We start from the raw sequence: 15,405 nt of genomic DNA, 5'->3' as shown, positions 1-15,405 counted from the left end.
AATCTGGGTGCGGCTTTCGAGGCCTCGCCCAATCCCTATGTGCTGCTTACGCCCGACCTTCGGACCGCCGAGGTCAACCAGGCCTATATGGATGTGACGGGCGCCAAGCGCAGCGAAGTGCTGGGCCAACCTCTTTTTGCCGCTTTTGACTCGGGTCCTGGCTCGGACGCCCCGGAGAACGTCCGCCAAGTCCGTGCCTCATTGGAAAAGGCGCGCGACACCCGCCAACGCGATCATCTGGCGGTCGTGCGTTTTTCGATGCCTCGAGCCCAGCCGGACGGCAGCGAGGTTTTTGAGGAGCGTCTCTGGAGCGCCACCCATACGCCCATACTGAACGCCGACGGCGAAGTGGTCATGCTGCTTCAGCACACCACGGATGTGACGGACCTGGCGCCCGTCCTCCGCCCGGATGAGCCGACGACCGCGCTGGACGCCATCATCGGGGGCTCGGTCCTGCGTCGCGCCCAGTCGGTGCAGGAGGACAATCGTCGCCTGGAGACCGAGCGCAATCGCCTCGTTGAAATGTTCATGCAGGCCCCTGGCTTCGTCGCCATCCTGTCCGGGCCGGATCACCGGTTCCAGATGCACAACGACGCCTACAGCCAGCTCATTGGTTACAGGGATATCGCCGGCAAGCCCGTCAGGCAGGCCCTGCCGGAACTGGAAGGCCAGGGCTTCTACGAGTTTCTCGACAGCGTCTTCGCCACAGGCGAACCCTATGAAGGGCGCGAGAGCGCGGCCCAGCTGCAGCGTAAGCCCGACGGGCTGCTCGAAACCGTCTATCTCAACTTCATCTATCAACCGATCCGCGACGACGCGGGCGCGGTGGTGGGCATCTTCGTGCAAGGCCATGACATCACCGAGAACGTCCTGGCCGCCCAGCGCCAGAAGTTGATGATCGACGAGCTGAATCACCGCGTGAAGAACACCTTGGCTACGGTGCAATCCATCGCAATCCAGACGGCCCGTTCCAACACCGACCCGGCCAGCTTCGCCGAGACCTTCCAGTCGCGGATCATGGCCCTGTCGCACACCCACAATCTGCTGACGCAAAGCCATTGGGAGGGCGCCGACCTGCGCGCCATCCTGGAACATGAGACGGAAGCTTACGGGCCGACCCGCATAAGCCTGAATGGACCACCGGTGGCGCTGGAGCCGGCCGTCGTTCTGTCTCTGGGCATGATCTTCCATGAGCTTGCGACGAATGCCGCCAAATACGGCGCGCTGCATACGCCGGACGGTCGCATCCTCATCGACTGGGGTCTGGCGGATCAGCGCGACCGCAAACTGAAGCTGAGCTGGCGCGAAATCGGCGGCCCCAAAGTTACGGTTCCGGACAGAAGAGGCTTCGGTAGCCGTTTGATTGAACGAAACATTCGACATGATCTGGCGGGCGAGATCGATCTGGTCTACGCCCCCGATGGATTGATCGCGGAACTGACGGTTCCACTGGACAGGACGGCCGCACAATGACTCAACCTCTGACCGGTCGCCGTGTCCTCGTGGTCGAGGACGAGTCGCTCGTGGCCATGCTTCTGGAAACGATCCTGGAAGACATGGAATGCGTGCCGATCGGTCCCGCCTCCAATGTGGATGACGGTCAAAGGCTGGCCCGGGACACGGAAAATCTCGACGCCGCCTTGCTGGACGTGAACGTCGCCGGCCGTCAGGTCTTTCCCGTCGCAGAGGCGTTGAACGAACGCGGCGTGCCGTTCGTCTTTTCAACCGGCTATGGCGAAGGCGGTCTGCCCGACGAATGGCGCGGCCAACCCACGATCCAGAAGCCCTTCACTGAAGCCGCCATCCGCGACGCCCTGATGAAGGCCATGGGCGTGACCCAAGCCTGAAGCCTAGCTCGGCATTCGCCGCGGCGCGAACCATCCGTCATCGGTATTCTGCACGGACCCTGCGACGGCCAGCACCGTGAGCGTATGTGTAATCAGCCTCTTCGCACGCGGCCGACTGCCCTCGAACTCGTCCATCAGTTCGGTCGGCGACATCGGAACGCCCTGTCGGCGCAGGATTGAGAGCAGGCTGGACGCCAGAACGCCGGGTTGTTCAGGAAACAGGGCCTTCTGCCTCGATGTCGGTAGAAGAGGCTGCGTCGGTCTTGCAGTCCCTTGGCGCACCTTGCCGGCTTGATAATCCGGTCGCAGGAAGTGGATGTCGCCCTGCGCCTCCTGCTCAGCCCTGGCCTGGTTCAGCTGGATCAGGCGCTCGACGATCTGCCTGTCCGCCAGGTCGTCAGGCCAGCCATAGGCCTTGGCGACCAGCTGATCGAGGCGCTGACGCAGATGGTCGATGATGCCGACGCGCCCCTGGTCGTAGATCGCATGTTCAGCTTCCGACCCGTGATCGCCTAGGCCTATCCTCGCTCTGGCGTTGTAAAGGCCGGTCATCGTCAAGGCGTCGCTGTGGCGCAGGACGTCAGCCCTTACGGCATCGAGTTCTTCGGCCAGGACGCCGATCTCTGCCGCCAAGGCGGTGCCTGCATCCGGAAATGGAAAGGTGTCGAAACAGGCGCCTTTCACATAGACGGCCTCGCGTTCGTATTCGCCGATGCGGCCGGCGTTGGCGGCGAACCATGCGCGATGCTGGCGCGAAGACAAGACGCCAAGCACGAACGGATCATCGCTGGCGATCACCACCAGCTTGTTGTCCGGCAAGGTGGCGGCATCCATGAATCTAAACCAGCGATGTTTGGCGGTTTCTATGGTGACGATAAAGCGGCTCAATCCCTCCAGGGCGTCGCGCAGATCACGACGCGGCTCTCCGAAGATCCACCAGTTGTCGCGATAGGCCGCCCGGTTGTTGCGATCCCGATCCGGCTTAACCGTCTCCAGCAGATGCTGAAACAGCAGCGGATGCCGACGACGCGCCTCGCCTTCGTCCCAGCCGAAGAAATCAATGACCTGCAGCCCGCGTGATCGATCCGCCAGATCTCGGCCATTCTGATAGTCGCGAACCGGCGACGGCGCCTGCGGGTCTGAGCCGGACAGGAGGCGTTCGGCCTTCTCTGACGTGACCTGAAAACCCGAGCCCATCAGCTGCACGCCGCGATAGGCCAGCACCGCGTTGGCCTTCAGCTGTCGAACGCGCATCAGTCGACTGTCCAGCATCAGGTCCGCGCCGATGTCGCCGTGACGCTCCTCGAACGTCGTGGCATCCGCATCCTTGACCCTCAGCCATCGTCCCTGGCCGTCCGGCTCGCCCCGCTCGGCGACCGACATGGCGATCCTGACGTCAGCGTATCCCACGCCTCTGGCCCACGGATGGTTTGCGATGGCGAAGACAATCCTGATCGGCGGCCGTTTGGCCAGATGATGTTCGATCACCCGTCGCGAGAAGGTCTGGGTGATCGAATTGGTGGTGATGAACCCAAAGCGCCGCAACCGCGTATCTGGCCTGATCAGGATTTCCGCCGCGCGATCCCACCAGGCCATGACCAGGTCTGCCGAAAGAAATCGACCACCCCGTATGGCTGCAAGGGCATCGACGTAGCCGTCGCCCAACTCTCGTCTCAGGCCTTTGCCCCCAATGAAGGGCGGATTGCCGACGATGAATTCAACGTCCGGCCAAGGTGTGGGGCGCGGGTCGATATAGCGAACTCGCTCTCGCTCGGCCTGATCACGCCCATGCACCATCTCGACGCGCGAGAACTCCAGCAGGGCGTCGGCCTGTCGGATGGTGCGAAAGTTCTTGAGGATGGGCTCCGACGGCATCGGCGCGCCGGATATGCGGAAGTGCCACTGAAGATGGCCGATCCACATGACCATCTCAGCGATCCAGGCGGCGTTGGCGTTCTTTTCCATGCCATAGAATTGCTCGGGGCTGACGACCCGCCCGTCGAAAGCCAGCACGCCCTGATGCTCGCCCATCTCTGCCAGTGTGCTGAAGATTTCCTCTTCCAGCTCCTTCATCATCCGCATGGCGACATAAAGAAAATTGCCCGTGCCGCAGGCGGGATCCAGCACGCGCGTCTTGCAAAGCCGATCATGAAACGCGTGCAGGCGGCGACGCGCCTTGACGACGTCGCCCTGCATGAACTCCGCAACCGCTTCGCCCTCCACCGCCTCCCAATCCGCGCGCAACGGTTCCATGATCGTCGGCGCGATCAGGCGCTCGACATAGGCGCGAGGCGTGTAATGCGCGCCCAGTTCGGCCCGCTCAGCCGGGTCTAGCGCCTGCTCCAGCAGGGTTCCGAAGATGGCTGGCTCGACGTCGGTCCAGTCGCTCTTCGCCGCAGCGATCAAGGCCTCCAACTCGCCTTCCTCGATGGGCAGCGTCTCGACCGTGCTGTAGAGGCCGCCGTTGAACCGGCGGATGTGTTGGCGGGTGGCGAGGCAATAACCGCCCTGATCCATCGCCACGAACAACGACAGCGCGCCTTGGTGGAAGCGTTCCGCATCCCCGCGATAGCTTTCGAGCAAGCTCAGAAAGCTGCGCCGCTCGATCAGGCCGACGCTGTCCGCGAACATGGCGAAGATGCATTGCATCACGAAACGCGCGGTCTTGCTCGCCTGCGCGGCGCGATCGACTGGCCCAAGCCCGACCTGTCGCCGACCGTTGATCGACTTTACCAACCAAGCCAGAGACTTTGCGATTTCCGTCGTAACCGCCGCCGACCGGGCGGCCGGATCGAGCGACATCGGATCGGTCCAGACCCGGCGCAGCCGCTCTCTAACCTCAGGCGAGCGCAGCTGGTCTAGCGTGATCCGATAGCCCGCCCGATCTGGAAACGGCGCATAGATCTTGCCTTGCCTCGCAAAGTCCGACCACAGCTCGATCGACCGTCCGACATCCACCGTGATCAGAAACGGCGGCCATTCGGCCAAGGCCTTGGCGTAGTTTTCAGCCTGCCGCTTGGCGACCCGCATGACGCGATCGAGCGCCTCCATCGACGGCGCATGCGCCTTTCCGGCGGACTTGCCCAATAAAGCCAGTTGCGCGGCGGGGTCCAGCGGACCTCCGTCGCGGCGTTTGCGCGACTGTTTGGCTTCCAGGACGAAACAGTCCCGTTTGGCGCAATCGATCCAGCCCGCCGTCGTCTGCCCATTGTCGTGATGAAAGCGGATCGGCCGTTCGAAACAATAATCCAGGTCGCCCGCGCGTTCGTCGTCCGGCGCGGGGACGCCGATCAGGCGGCAGAGCTGAATGATGAAGGTCTGATAGTGGGCGCGTTCGCTGATCGGCGCCGCGGACCAAATTTTTGATGAAGGATTCGACATCGTCTGATTGTTCTGCGTCCATGCAGACAATCTATGGTTCGATTCCTGAACGCAATCTATACGTGTTTTCTGTCTCTGTATGCAGCGTTAAGCAAGGGCTTGCCCAGCCAGTAACAAAGCTCGGCCGGTCGCGAGATATCCCAGATCGCAAGGTCGGCCGCCTTCCCGGTTTCGAGCGTCCCAATCTCGGCCAGCATCCCAAGCGCCCGCGCCGCCTCCCGCGTTGCGCCGGCCAGGGCCTCTTCCGGCGTCAGACGGAACTGAACGCAGGCGAGGTTCAGCGCGGCGGTCATGGAAGCGACAGGCGAGGTGCCGGGGTTGCAGTCGGTGGCGACGGCCATGCGCACGCCGTGGCGGCGCAGGAGATCGATGGGCGGGGCCTTGGTCTCGCGCAGCATCAGATAGGCGCCGGGCAACAGGACGGCGACCACGCCCGTGGCGGCCATGGCGGCGACGCCTTCCTCGGTCGTATGTTCGATGTGATCGGCGGACAGAGCCTGATAGCGCGCCGCCAGGGCCGCTCCCCCTCCGTTCGACAACTGGTCGGCGTGCAGCTTGACCGGCAGCCCCAGTGCGCGCGCCCTGTCGAAGAGACGCGACACTTCTGCAGTGGAGAAGGCGATGGGCTCGCAATAGGCATCGACCGCATCGACCAGGCCCTCGGCATGGGCGGCGGGCAGGATCTCGTCGATGGCCAGATCAACATAGGCGGCCCGGTCGTCGCGATATTCAGGCGGCACGGCATGCAGGCCCAGATAGCTGGTGCGAACCCGCACGCCGCCCTCGCGCCCGATCCGACGCGCGACACGCAGCATCTTCAGCTCGGTCTCAAGGTCCAGACCATAGCCGGACTTGATCTCGATGGTGGTGACACCCGTCGCCTTCAGCCCCGCCAGACGCGTCATGGCGGAAGCGAACAGGTCATCCTCCGACGCGGCGCGCGTGGCCTTCACGGACGAGACGATGCCGCCGCCGGCCCGCGCGATCTCCTCATAGGTCGCGCCGCCCAGCCGCTGTTCGAACTCGGCCGAACGGTCTCCGCCGAACACCAGGTGGGTGTGGCAGTCGATCAGGCCAGGCGTGATCCATCGGCCATCCAGCCGCTGGGTTTCAGCCGCCTCTATGGCCGGCAGGTCAGCGCGTGGTCCCACCCAGGCGATGCGGCCATCGGCGACGATCACGGCGGCGTCCTGTATCGCGCCGTAAGGAACCGGTCCCTCGACCATGGTGGCGACATGACAATCGATCAGCAGACGGTCGGCCTTCATCGGCGAGGCTCCTTTGCCAGAACGGGTGAATGGGCGGACGAGAAGCGCGCCACCAAATCGTAGCGGTCGCCGGGGAAGGTCTGCCACACCCGCGTCACCCCCTGCCCGTCCCGCCATGTCCGGCGCTCGACGCACAGGCAGGCGGCGCCGGGCTTGAGTTCCAGTAGGCGTGCAGAGCGGGCGTCGGCCGCGATTGCTGAAATGCGGTTCTCAGCCTCAGTCCAAGGCGCGGAGTCCAGCAGCCAGCTTCCCGGCGGAACCGTATGAAAATTGACGTCTATGGCTTGAGGCGCCGCGCCGAGCGCGATGAGCCTGTGTTCCAAAGCCAGCGGCGCGCCGTCGGCGCTGTGCAGACAGGTCAGATCCAGCAGAAGACCACCTGACGCCAGTTCGATTTCGTCCTCACCGTCCGGTTCGCGTGCGATCCGCTCCAGCAGGACATAGCCGTAAGCCTGCCCGCGCTCGATCACCTCGGCCCGCAGGTCGGGAATAGCCAGGACGGCGGCGTGGGCCTTGGGTTGGGCGACGAAGGTGCCGGCGCGACGTCGGCGCGTCACCAGCCCCCGCCCCGCCAGTTCCGAAATGGCCTTGGACACCGTCATGCGTGAACAGCCGTAGCGTTCGGTCAGCTCATGCTCGAACGGAATACGCTCGCCGGGCGATAGCGCGCCGGACAGGATAAGCCCCTCCAGATCGGCGTAGATGCGGCGATGCAGGCTCACCCCAACACCGCCGACAAGGCCTTGCGATAGCGCGCCTCAATGCCGTCGCGGGCGATGTGGCGGCCGTCTTTCACAACCTCCCGCCCCGCTCGCCACACCGAACGGATCGAGCCCGTCGGCGCGCCGAAGATCCAGCTGTCGAGCACTGCATCGCCCGACCGTCCCGCAAAGGCGACGCCGCTTGTATCCAGCGATACGATGTCCGCCGACGCCCCGACGCTCAGACCCGACCCCGCGCCCGTCGCCTGAACGCCGCCCGCCAGCGCGCGATCAAACAAGGCGCGGCCCGTCGAGCGTTCAGGGTCCGCCATGACGGCGCGACCGCGCAGCGCCAGCCGCTGGCTGTATTCGAGCATCCGCAGTTCCTCTGCGACGCCGATCTGCACGTTGGAATCGCTCCCGATGCCGAACCGGCCCCCGGCGCGCGTGAAATCGACCGCCGGGAAGACGCCGTCGCCCAGATTGGCCTCGGTGATCGGGCACAGGCCGACGACGGCGCCGCGCGCCACGACACCGCGCCACTCCGCCTCAGTCACATGGGTGGAGTGGATCAGGCACCAACGCGGATCGACCGGCGCATTGGCCAAGAGCCATTCGACCGGCCGCGCGCCCGACCAGGCCAGACAGTCCGCCACCTCTTTGGTCTGTTCGGCGACATGGATATGGATCGGCCCGTCGCCCGCCAGCGCAGGCATGGCCGCCAACTCTTCCGGGCTGACGGCGCGCAGACTGTGCGGCGCCACCCCGACCACGGCGTCGGGCAGATCGCCGGTCAAGATCCGGCATCGCGCCACCAGATCGGCGAAGCCGTCCAGATCGTTGATGAAGCGCCGCTGACCATGCGCCGGCGGCTGACCGCCAAACCCGGCATGAGCGTAGAAGACCGGCAGCATGGTCAGGGCGATGCCCGTCGCCTGCGCTGCCGTCACGATCCGCGCGGCGATCTCGGCCCGGTCCGAGTAGGCCGCGCCCGACGGGTCATTGTGCAGATAGTGGAACTCGGCGACGCGGGTGAAGCCGCCCTCCAGCATTTCCATGAAGGCCAGGGCGGTGATGGCCTCGATCTCTTCCGGCCCGCCCCAATCAAGGAAGCGGTACATAAACTCGCGCCACGTCCAGAAGTCGTCGTCTGAAGGCCCGCGCGCTTCGGTCAGGCCCGCCATGGCGCGCTGAAAGGTGTGGCTGTGGACATTGGCGACGCCAGGCAGGGCGACACCGCCCCCCTCGTCCGCCGGGCTGCGCGCAACGTCTGTTTCAAGACTGACGATCCGCCCGCCTGCGATGCCGATGCGGACGCCGCGCCCCCAGCCGTCCGGCAACAAGGCCGCCTCGAACCAGAGGGTGCGATCCACAGGCTGCGGCTGAAGGGTCACTGGACAGGTCCGTGTCGTTACGATCAATATGTCTAGACATACCACGGTGGATCGATTTGGCGAGGGAGGCCGAACGGATGCAGGACTGGCTGACCATCCACGAAGGTTCGGCGCCGCTGGTGATCGGCCTGCCGCACACGGGGACCGACATTCCGCCCGCCATCGAGGCGCGGATGACCTCATCCTGGCTGGCCCGCAAGGACGCAGACTGGTGGGTGGATCGGCTGTACGACTTCGCGATCGACATGGGCGCAACCTTGGTGCGCACGGGCGTGTCGCGCAGTGTCATCGATGTGAATCGCGATCCGTCGGGCGTCTCCCTCTATCCCGGTATGACCACGACCGGCCTGTGCCCGACCGAGACCTTCGACGGGGAGCCGCTGTATCGGCCAGGCCAGGAACCCGACGCGGCCGAGATCGCCGAGCGACGCGCGATCTGGTTCGATCCCTATCACGCCGCCCTGCAGGGCCAGTTGGATCGACTGCGCAGCTCCGGCCCGGTGGTTCTCTACGACGCCCATTCCATCCGGTCCGTCGTGCCGCGCCTGTTCGAGGGCGAACTGCCGCAGTTTAACATCGGCGACAACGACGGCGCCACCTGCGCGCGCAGTCTGACCCAAGCCGTCGCGGTCGCCTGCACGGCCAGCGGCGACAGCGTGGTCGTCAACGGCCGCTTCAAGGGCGGGTGGACCACGCGCCACTACGGCCGTCCCGAGGCCGGTCTTCACGCCATCCAGATGGAACTGGCGGACCGGGGCTACATCCTCGATCCAACCGGCCCGGTGTCGCCCGACAACTGGCCCAGCCCCTATGAGCCGGATCGGGCCGAGCCGATGCGCGGTCATCTGCGCCGCGTCCTGACCGCCTGCATCGCCTTCGCCGAGAGCCAACGATGAACACGCCCAACGCCCGGATCGTCCGCAGCCCGCGCGGCCCGGAAAAGACCGCCAAGACCTGGGCCGCCGAGGCGGCCATGCGGATGCTGATGAACAACCTCGATCCCGAGGTCGCCGAGCGGCCCCAGGACCTCGTCGTCTATGGCGGCATCGGCAAGGCGGCGCGGAATTGGGCGGCCTTCGACCGGATCGTGGAAAGCTTGCAGGCGCTGGAGGCCGACGAGACCCTGCTGGTGCAATCCGGCAAGCCGGTGGGCGTCTTCCGCACCCATGCCGACACCCCACGCGTGCTGATCGCCAACTCCAACCTGGTGCCGAAATGGGCGACCTGGGAGCATTTCAACGAGCTCGATCGCAAGGGCCTGGCCATGTATGGCCAGATGACCGCCGGGTCGTGGATCTACATCGGCACCCAGGGCATCGTTCAGGGCACCTACGAGACCTTCATGGAGGCTGGCCGCCAGCACTACGGTGGCGACTGGTCGGGCAAGTGGATCCTGACCGCGGGCCTGGGCGGCATGGGCGGGGCCCAGCCTCTGGCCGCGACCATGGCGGGCGCATCCTGCATCACGATCGAATGCCAACGCAGCCGCATCGAGTTCCGTCTGCGGACGCGCTACGTCGATGTCATGGCCGAAACCCTAAACGAAGCCCTGGCGCTGCTGGAGAAATCGTTCCGGGACAAGAAACCCTTGTCGATCGGCCTGTTGGGCAATGCAGCCGATCTGTTGCCTGAAATGGTTCGTCGCGGCGTGCGGCCCGATCTCGTCACCGACCAGACCAGCGCGCACGATCTCATCAACGGCTATCTCCCCTCGGGCTGGACCGTCGCGGAGTGGGAAGACAAGCGCGTCAGCGATCCCGACAGCGTCGCCGCCGCCGCGCGAAGCTCCATCGCCGGTCACGTGCAGGCCATGCTGGACTTTCAGGCGATGGGCGTGCCGACCACCGACTACGGCAACAACATCCGTCAGGTCGCCTTCGACGCGGGCGTGACGAATGCTTTCGAATTCCCCGGCTTCGTGCCCGCCTACATCCGCCCACTGTTCTGTCGGGGGATCGGTCCGTTCCGCTGGGCGGCCCTGACCGGCGATCCGGAAGATATCAGAAAGACAGACGCGGCGATGAAGCGCCTGTTCCCCGACAATGCAGGTCTTCACCGCTGGATCGACATGGCGGGCGAGCGCATCGCTTTTCAAGGCCTTCCGGCCCGCATCTGCTGGATCGGGTTGGGTGATCGGCACCGCGCCGGCCTGATGTTCAACGACATGGTGGCGTCGGGCGAACTGTCCGGCCCGATCGTCATCGGCCGCGATCACCTGGACAGCGGTTCGGTCGCCAGCCCGAACCGAGAGACCGAGGCCATGATGGATGGATCGGACGCCGTATCCGACTGGCCTCTGCTGAACGCCCTGTTGAACACGGCCTCTGGCGCCAGCTGGGTATCGCTGCACCACGGTGGCGGCGTCGGCATGGGCTATTCCCAGCACTCGGGCGTCGTCATCGTCGCGGACGGGACGCCGGAGACCGCAAAACGGCTTGAGCGGGTGCTGTGGAACGACCCCGCCACGGGCGTCATGCGTCACGCCGACGCTGGCTATGAGATCGCCCGCGCGGCCGCCCGCGAGCATGAAGTGAACCTTCCGAGCTTGAAGGCCTGAACCATGACCGCGATCACCCTCGGCCAATCGCCTCTTACGCTTGCGCAGCTTCGTGCGGTGCTGGAGGGCCCCGCTACCGTTTCACTGACGCCCATCGCCTGGACCGATGTGGACAGGGGCGCAGCGACCATCGCCGCCATCGTGGCCGAGGGGCGCACCGTCTACGGCGTCAACACCGGCTTTGGCCTGCTAGCCAACACGTCCATCGCGCCTGAGGATCTGGAAACGCTGCAGCGTAATCTGGTTCTCAGCCACGCCTGTGGAGTCGGGCCGCTGCTGCCGGATTCGGTGACGCGTCTGCTGATGGTGTTGAAAATCGCCAGTCTGTCGCGCGGCGCCTCGGGTGTTCGGCGTGAGACGCTGGAGGCCCTGATTGCTCTGGTCAACGCGGACATCCTGCCCTGCATTCCGTCCAAGGGATCGGTCGGCGCCTCGGGCGACCTGGCGCCCCTGGCCCATATGTCCTGCGTCCTGATCGGCGTGGGCGAGGCGCGGCTGAACGGCGAAACCTTGGAGGCCGAAGCGGCTCTGGCGAAGGTCGGCCTTACGCCGCTTACGCTCGGCCCGAAGGAAGGCCTGGCGCTGCTGAACGGCACCCAATGTTCGACGGCGCTGGCCCTGGCCGGTCTATTTGCGGCCGAGGCGGCGTTTGCCGCCGGAGTCGCCGCCGGCGCCTTGTCGGTCGATGCGCTGAAAGGGTCCGACGCCCCGTTCGATCATCGCATTCACGCCCTGCGGGGTCAGCCCGGCCAGATCGCCGTCGCCGCCCGCCTGCGCGAGTTGATGGCCGGCTCCGCCATCCGCGACAGTCACCGCGACGACTGCACCAAGGTACAGGACCCCTACTCCCTGCGCTGCCAGCCCCAGGTCATGGGCGCAGTCCTCGATGTGCTGACCAGCGCCGCCGCCACGCTGGCGCGTGAAGCCAACGCCGTGACCGACAATCCGCTGGTCTTCATCGAGGATGGCGACGTCATTTCGGGCGGAAACTTCCACGCCGAACCCGTTGCTTTCGCTGCCGATCAGATCGCCATGGCGCTCTGCGAGATCGGCAATATCTCCGAACGCCGCACCTCGATTCTGGTGGATCCCAAGATGAGCGAACTGCCGGCCTTCCTGGTCAGGGAAAGCGGCCTGAACTCCGGCTTCATGATCGCCCAGGTGACGGCTGCCGCCCTGATCGCCGAGAACCGCATGGTCGCTCATCCGTGCAGCGTGGACACCGTGCCCACCAGCGCCAATCAGGAAGATCACGTCAGCATGGCCACCCACGGCGCCCGCCGCCTGCTGGACATGGCCGAGAACACGGCGACAGTGGTCGGCATCGAGCTTCTGGCGGCGGCGCAGGGACTGGAGTTCCATCGGCCGCTCACCAGCTCGCCGGCGCTGGAACAGGTCTTCGCCATCGTCCGAGAAGCCGCCGCCCCCTATACGAGCGATCACTATTTCGCCCCGGACATCGCCCGTGCGACCGACGCCGTGCGCGCCGGTCGTTACCGAACCTTCGCGGCGGACCTGCTGCCCTCGGTCTGATCTGGCTCAGCCGCCGAGAACACCTAGGTGTTCCAGCAGGATGGCCGTGCCCAGACCAATCAGGGCTACGCCGCCGATGATCTCGGCCGTCTTGCCGAAACGCGTGCCTACGGCCTTGCCGATCAGCATTCCGATGGTAGTTAACACGAAGGTGGTGAAGCCGATCGAGGCGGCGATCACCCATATATTGGCCCCGATGAAGGCCAGCCCCACGCCTACGGCCGCAGCGTCGATGCTGGTGCCGACCGCCGTCGCCACGAGCGCCCAAGGGCCGGACCGGCGAGGCGCCTCATCCTCGCCCGCGCCGCGAGGTTGAACGCCTTCCCAGATCATCTTGCCGCCGACGATCAGCAGCAGGGTGAAGGCGATCCAGTGATCGACCTTTTCGACCAGGCCGGCGGCGATGATGCCCAATCCCCAGCCGATCAGGGGTGTGATCGCCTCGATCACGCCGAAGACCAGGCCAGCCTTGACGGCGTCCTTGACGGCGGGTCGATGCGACGCCCCGCGTCCGACGGCGGCCGCAAAGGCGTCCGTGGACATGCTGAGCGAGAGAATGGCGATGGCGCCTGGGGTCATGAAACAGCACTCGACCGGACGCGTGACAGCGGTCCTGCACCGGCCGGTCGCGGCGTCAGGACACGCTGGTCTCGCTAGGCGGTGGTTCCGCTGATCGCGCCACGCGCCGAAGCGCGAGTATGTTGACGCGATCCCGACGACGAACGCCGGAAGCTACTCCCCAACAGGAGGCGGCTCTCTACACGCCGCTTCCTGCGCTTGGCAACCTCACAGGTCGGTCACGTGCCCGACTTGGGCGCCGCCGCGGCGGGCGCATCATCGCGGGCCGAGGTCGACGCTCCGGCCGGTTGGCGCTCGACCGTCAGGGCATAGGCGCCCATCTGGTTGGGCCCATAGGCGCGAGCGCGCACGACGTACCAGCCGTCATCCGGCGCGGTCCAATCCAGCTTGGCGTGCGCGTCGGACAGGCTGTCGTCGTCGGTGGCCAAGCTGGTGAAATCGCCGTCCTCGTCCTGCTTGCCCAGGTCGATGAAAGAATCGAAGGCGTTCGACACCATCGTCAGACGCAGCTTCTCGTCCTTCTTGGCCTGGAAGCGGTAAGCGTCGAAAAAGGCGCCTCCGTCGCTGAGCGCGGCGCTGTTCGACAGGGTTCCGCGCACGGTCGACCCGATCAGCAGGCTGCCGGGCTTGGGCTCTGGCCCGCGATCCAGCAGCTCCAGCGAATAGAGGCCCTTGCCTTCCGCATCCAGCGGCATGGCGCGGATCACATAGTTCCCGTCCGACGGCAGGGTGAAGTTCAGCCGCGAATCCGTGCCCTCGGCCAGGCCGTCGTCATCGCTGGCCAGGGCCTCGAACTCACCGTCGGCCTTGCCGATCTCCAGATAGGCGTCGAAATCGCCGGACCGCAGGATCGCCTGGACGCGCTGTCCTTCGGTTCCGGAAAAGACGTAGGCGTTGTAGCGTTTGCCGTCGTCGCCCTGGGGGTCCTCGTCGGTGATCTCGCCTTCCACGGTTTGACCCAGGGTCGCCGTGGTCGGCGGCGGCGGCGGCGCGGTTTCGGTCAGCTTCAGCGTATAGTCGCCCTCGGCCTCGTCGCTGAACCCGCGCGCCTCGATGATGTAGTCGCCGTCGGCGTCCAAGGTACGCGCGATGCGGGCGTCGGTGCCCGAGCCGGCACCGTCATCATCCTCCGCCAAAACCGTATCATCCGAAGCGCGGCGAAGCGTCAGATAGGCGTCGAAGTCGCTCGACTTCATTTCGATCGCGACGCGCTGACCGTTCGTTCCGGTGAAGCGATAGGTTTCTGCGCGCTGGCCGCCGTCGTTCGTGGCGCTGTCCGAGTCCAGTTCACCCTTGATCTCGTCACCGATCGCGATGGGCTTCGACGGCGGCGCGGGCGGCGCCTCGGCCAGGCCCAGTTCGTAGCGACCCAGCCCGTCTTCCAGCGACGTGGCCCGGATCACATACTCGCCGGCCGTCGGCGCCGTGAAGGTCAGCCGCGAGTTCAGTCCGCCGCCGGGCGCGTCGTCGTTCGAACTGATCTCGACGAAATCGGGACCGTTCATCCGCCCCACCCGAACCAGGGGATCGAAGGCCTCGGAGTCCAGCGTCACGACAAACCGATCGCCCGCATTGGCGCGGAAGGCGTAAGCGTCATAGCGGCCGCCGTCTTCCTGCTCAGGATCGCGCGCCGTCAGTTCGCCGCTCTGGGTCGCACCCACACGAATGCCGCCGGGTCGCGGCGCGCGCGGCGGCGCCGGGCGTTCCTGCAACGACAGACGATAATCGCCGCCGTCCAGTCCGCTCAGCGTCCGGGCCCTCAGAACATAGGTCCCCGCCTGCTCCGGCGTGAAGCGCAGCCGCGCATTCGTGCCGTCTCCCAATCCGTCGTCGTCGGACGCCAGCGGCTCGCCTGCTGCGCCGTCGTCGTAGACTTCCAGATAGGCGTCGAAAGCGTCCGATCTCAGCATAGCTTCCAGCCGCTGCCCCGCCCGCGCCTCGAACCGATAGTCGTCGTAGCGATATTCGTCATCCGCCGCCTTGGCGTCGCCGTCCGTCAGGGCGCCGGTCACATTGGCGCCGATGCGCAGCGACTGCGCGTCCTGGGCCACGGCCGGCGCGACCGCCCACAAGAGGGCCAGGGTGCTGACAGCGGCGGCGAGCGACGGACGGTTCATGAATTCCTCCAGCATAGGCTGCGGATCT

11 protein-coding genes and 1 riboswitch are annotated in these 15,405 nt (G+C 65.8%); of the genes, 5 read left to right on the top strand and 6 right to left on the bottom strand.

What is annotated here, in order from left to right; genetic code table 11:
- On the top strand, positions 1–1,473 hold a 1,473-nt coding region (locus RT123_RS13240; protein WP_313009574.1), incomplete at its 5' end, for an HWE histidine kinase domain-containing protein.
- The gene (locus RT123_RS13235) at positions 1,470–1,847 is read left to right on the top strand and encodes a response regulator (protein WP_313009573.1); all 378 of its coding nucleotides are present in this window, start codon (positions 1,470–1,472) and stop codon (positions 1,845–1,847) included. The genes RT123_RS13240 and RT123_RS13235, both read left to right, overlap by 4 nt.
- Before the next feature lie 3 nt (positions 1,848–1,850).
- Here the strand turns inward: RT123_RS13235 and RT123_RS13230 are convergent, their stop codons facing one another.
- The 4 genes from RT123_RS13230 to RT123_RS13215 are packed head-to-tail and all read right to left on the bottom strand — an operon-like array spanning position 1,851 to position 8,591.
- Complete coding sequence (locus RT123_RS13230) at positions 1,851–5,228, bottom strand: DNA methyltransferase (RefSeq protein ID WP_313009572.1); 3,378 nt, start codon at positions 5,226–5,228, stop codon at positions 1,851–1,853.
- A gap of 56 nt (positions 5,229–5,284) precedes the next feature.
- Complete coding sequence (gene hutI, locus RT123_RS13225) at positions 5,285–6,496, bottom strand: imidazolonepropionase (protein WP_313009571.1); 1,212 nt, start codon at positions 6,494–6,496, stop codon at positions 5,285–5,287.
- Entirely contained in the window at positions 6,493–7,218 is a 726-nt protein-coding gene (gene hutC, locus RT123_RS13220) for a histidine utilization repressor (protein ID WP_313009570.1), read from the bottom strand. Before hutC ends, hutI begins: the two co-directional genes overlap by 4 nt.
- Positions 7,215–8,591 carry a formimidoylglutamate deiminase gene (locus RT123_RS13215; protein WP_313009569.1) on the bottom strand — a complete coding sequence of 459 codons (1,377 nt, stop codon included), beginning with the start codon at positions 8,589–8,591 and terminating at the stop codon, positions 7,215–7,217. Before RT123_RS13215 ends, hutC begins: the two co-directional genes overlap by 4 nt.
- A 77-nt stretch (positions 8,592–8,668) precedes the next feature.
- Here RT123_RS13215 and hutG point away from each other — a divergent pair, with 77 nt between their 5' ends.
- The 3 genes from hutG to hutH are packed head-to-tail and all read left to right on the top strand — an operon-like array spanning position 8,669 to position 12,681.
- Entirely contained in the window at positions 8,669–9,487 is an 819-nt protein-coding gene (hutG, locus tag RT123_RS13210) for an N-formylglutamate deformylase (RefSeq protein WP_313009568.1), read from the top strand.
- Entirely contained in the window at positions 9,484–11,148 is a 1,665-nt protein-coding gene (gene hutU / locus RT123_RS13205; protein ID WP_313009567.1) for a urocanate hydratase, read from the top strand. The genes hutG and hutU overlap by 4 nt, the downstream gene beginning before the upstream one ends.
- 3 nt (positions 11,149–11,151) lie before the next feature.
- The gene (gene hutH, locus RT123_RS13200; protein ID WP_313009566.1) at positions 11,152–12,681 is read left to right on the top strand and encodes a histidine ammonia-lyase; all 1,530 of its coding nucleotides are present in this window, start codon (positions 11,152–11,154) and stop codon (positions 12,679–12,681) included.
- A gap of 6 nt (positions 12,682–12,687) precedes the next feature.
- On the opposite strand, the gene RT123_RS13195 is transcribed toward hutH, so the two are convergent.
- A complete protein-coding gene (locus tag RT123_RS13195) occupies positions 12,688–13,260 on the bottom strand; it encodes a manganese efflux pump MntP family protein (RefSeq protein ID WP_313009565.1) in 573 nt (190 codons plus the stop codon).
- Between the two features lie 27 nt (positions 13,261–13,287).
- A riboswitch (yybP-ykoY riboswitch) is annotated at positions 13,288–13,431 on the bottom strand.
- Between the two features lie 47 nt (positions 13,432–13,478).
- Positions 13,479–15,377 carry a PPC domain-containing protein gene (locus tag RT123_RS13190; protein WP_313009575.1) on the bottom strand — a complete coding sequence of 633 codons (1,899 nt, stop codon included), beginning with the start codon at positions 15,375–15,377 and terminating at the stop codon, positions 13,479–13,481.
- Between the last annotated feature and the right edge of the window lie 28 nt (positions 15,378–15,405).

The organism is Brevundimonas vesicularis (genome assembly GCF_032067225.1).
GTDB lineage: Bacteria > Pseudomonadota > Alphaproteobacteria > Caulobacterales > Caulobacteraceae > Brevundimonas > Brevundimonas vesicularis_F.
The sequence above is the reverse complement of the archived record's forward strand: the minus strand, read 5'-3'. Positions and strand labels throughout refer to the sequence as shown.

Coding starts and splice junctions, on each gene's coding strand:
- hutH (WP_313009566.1), top strand. CDS start 11,152: ATGACCGCGATCACCCTCGGCCAATCGCCTCTTACGCTTGCGCAGCTT.
- RT123_RS13230 (WP_313009572.1), bottom strand. CDS start 5,228: ATGTCGAATCCTTCATCAAAAATTTGGTCCGCGGCGCCGATCAGCGAA.
- RT123_RS13190 (WP_313009575.1), bottom strand. CDS start 15,377: ATGAACCGTCCGTCGCTCGCCGCCGCTGTCAGCACCCTGGCCCTCTTG.
- RT123_RS13195 (WP_313009565.1), bottom strand. CDS start 13,260: ATGACCCCAGGCGCCATCGCCATTCTCTCGCTCAGCATGTCCACGGAC.
- RT123_RS13235 (WP_313009573.1), top strand. CDS start 1,470: ATGACTCAACCTCTGACCGGTCGCCGTGTCCTCGTGGTCGAGGACGAG.
- hutU (WP_313009567.1), top strand. CDS start 9,484: ATGAACACGCCCAACGCCCGGATCGTCCGCAGCCCGCGCGGCCCGGAA.
- hutG (WP_313009568.1), top strand. CDS start 8,669: ATGCAGGACTGGCTGACCATCCACGAAGGTTCGGCGCCGCTGGTGATC.
- hutI (WP_313009571.1), bottom strand. CDS start 6,496: ATGAAGGCCGACCGTCTGCTGATCGATTGTCATGTCGCCACCATGGTC.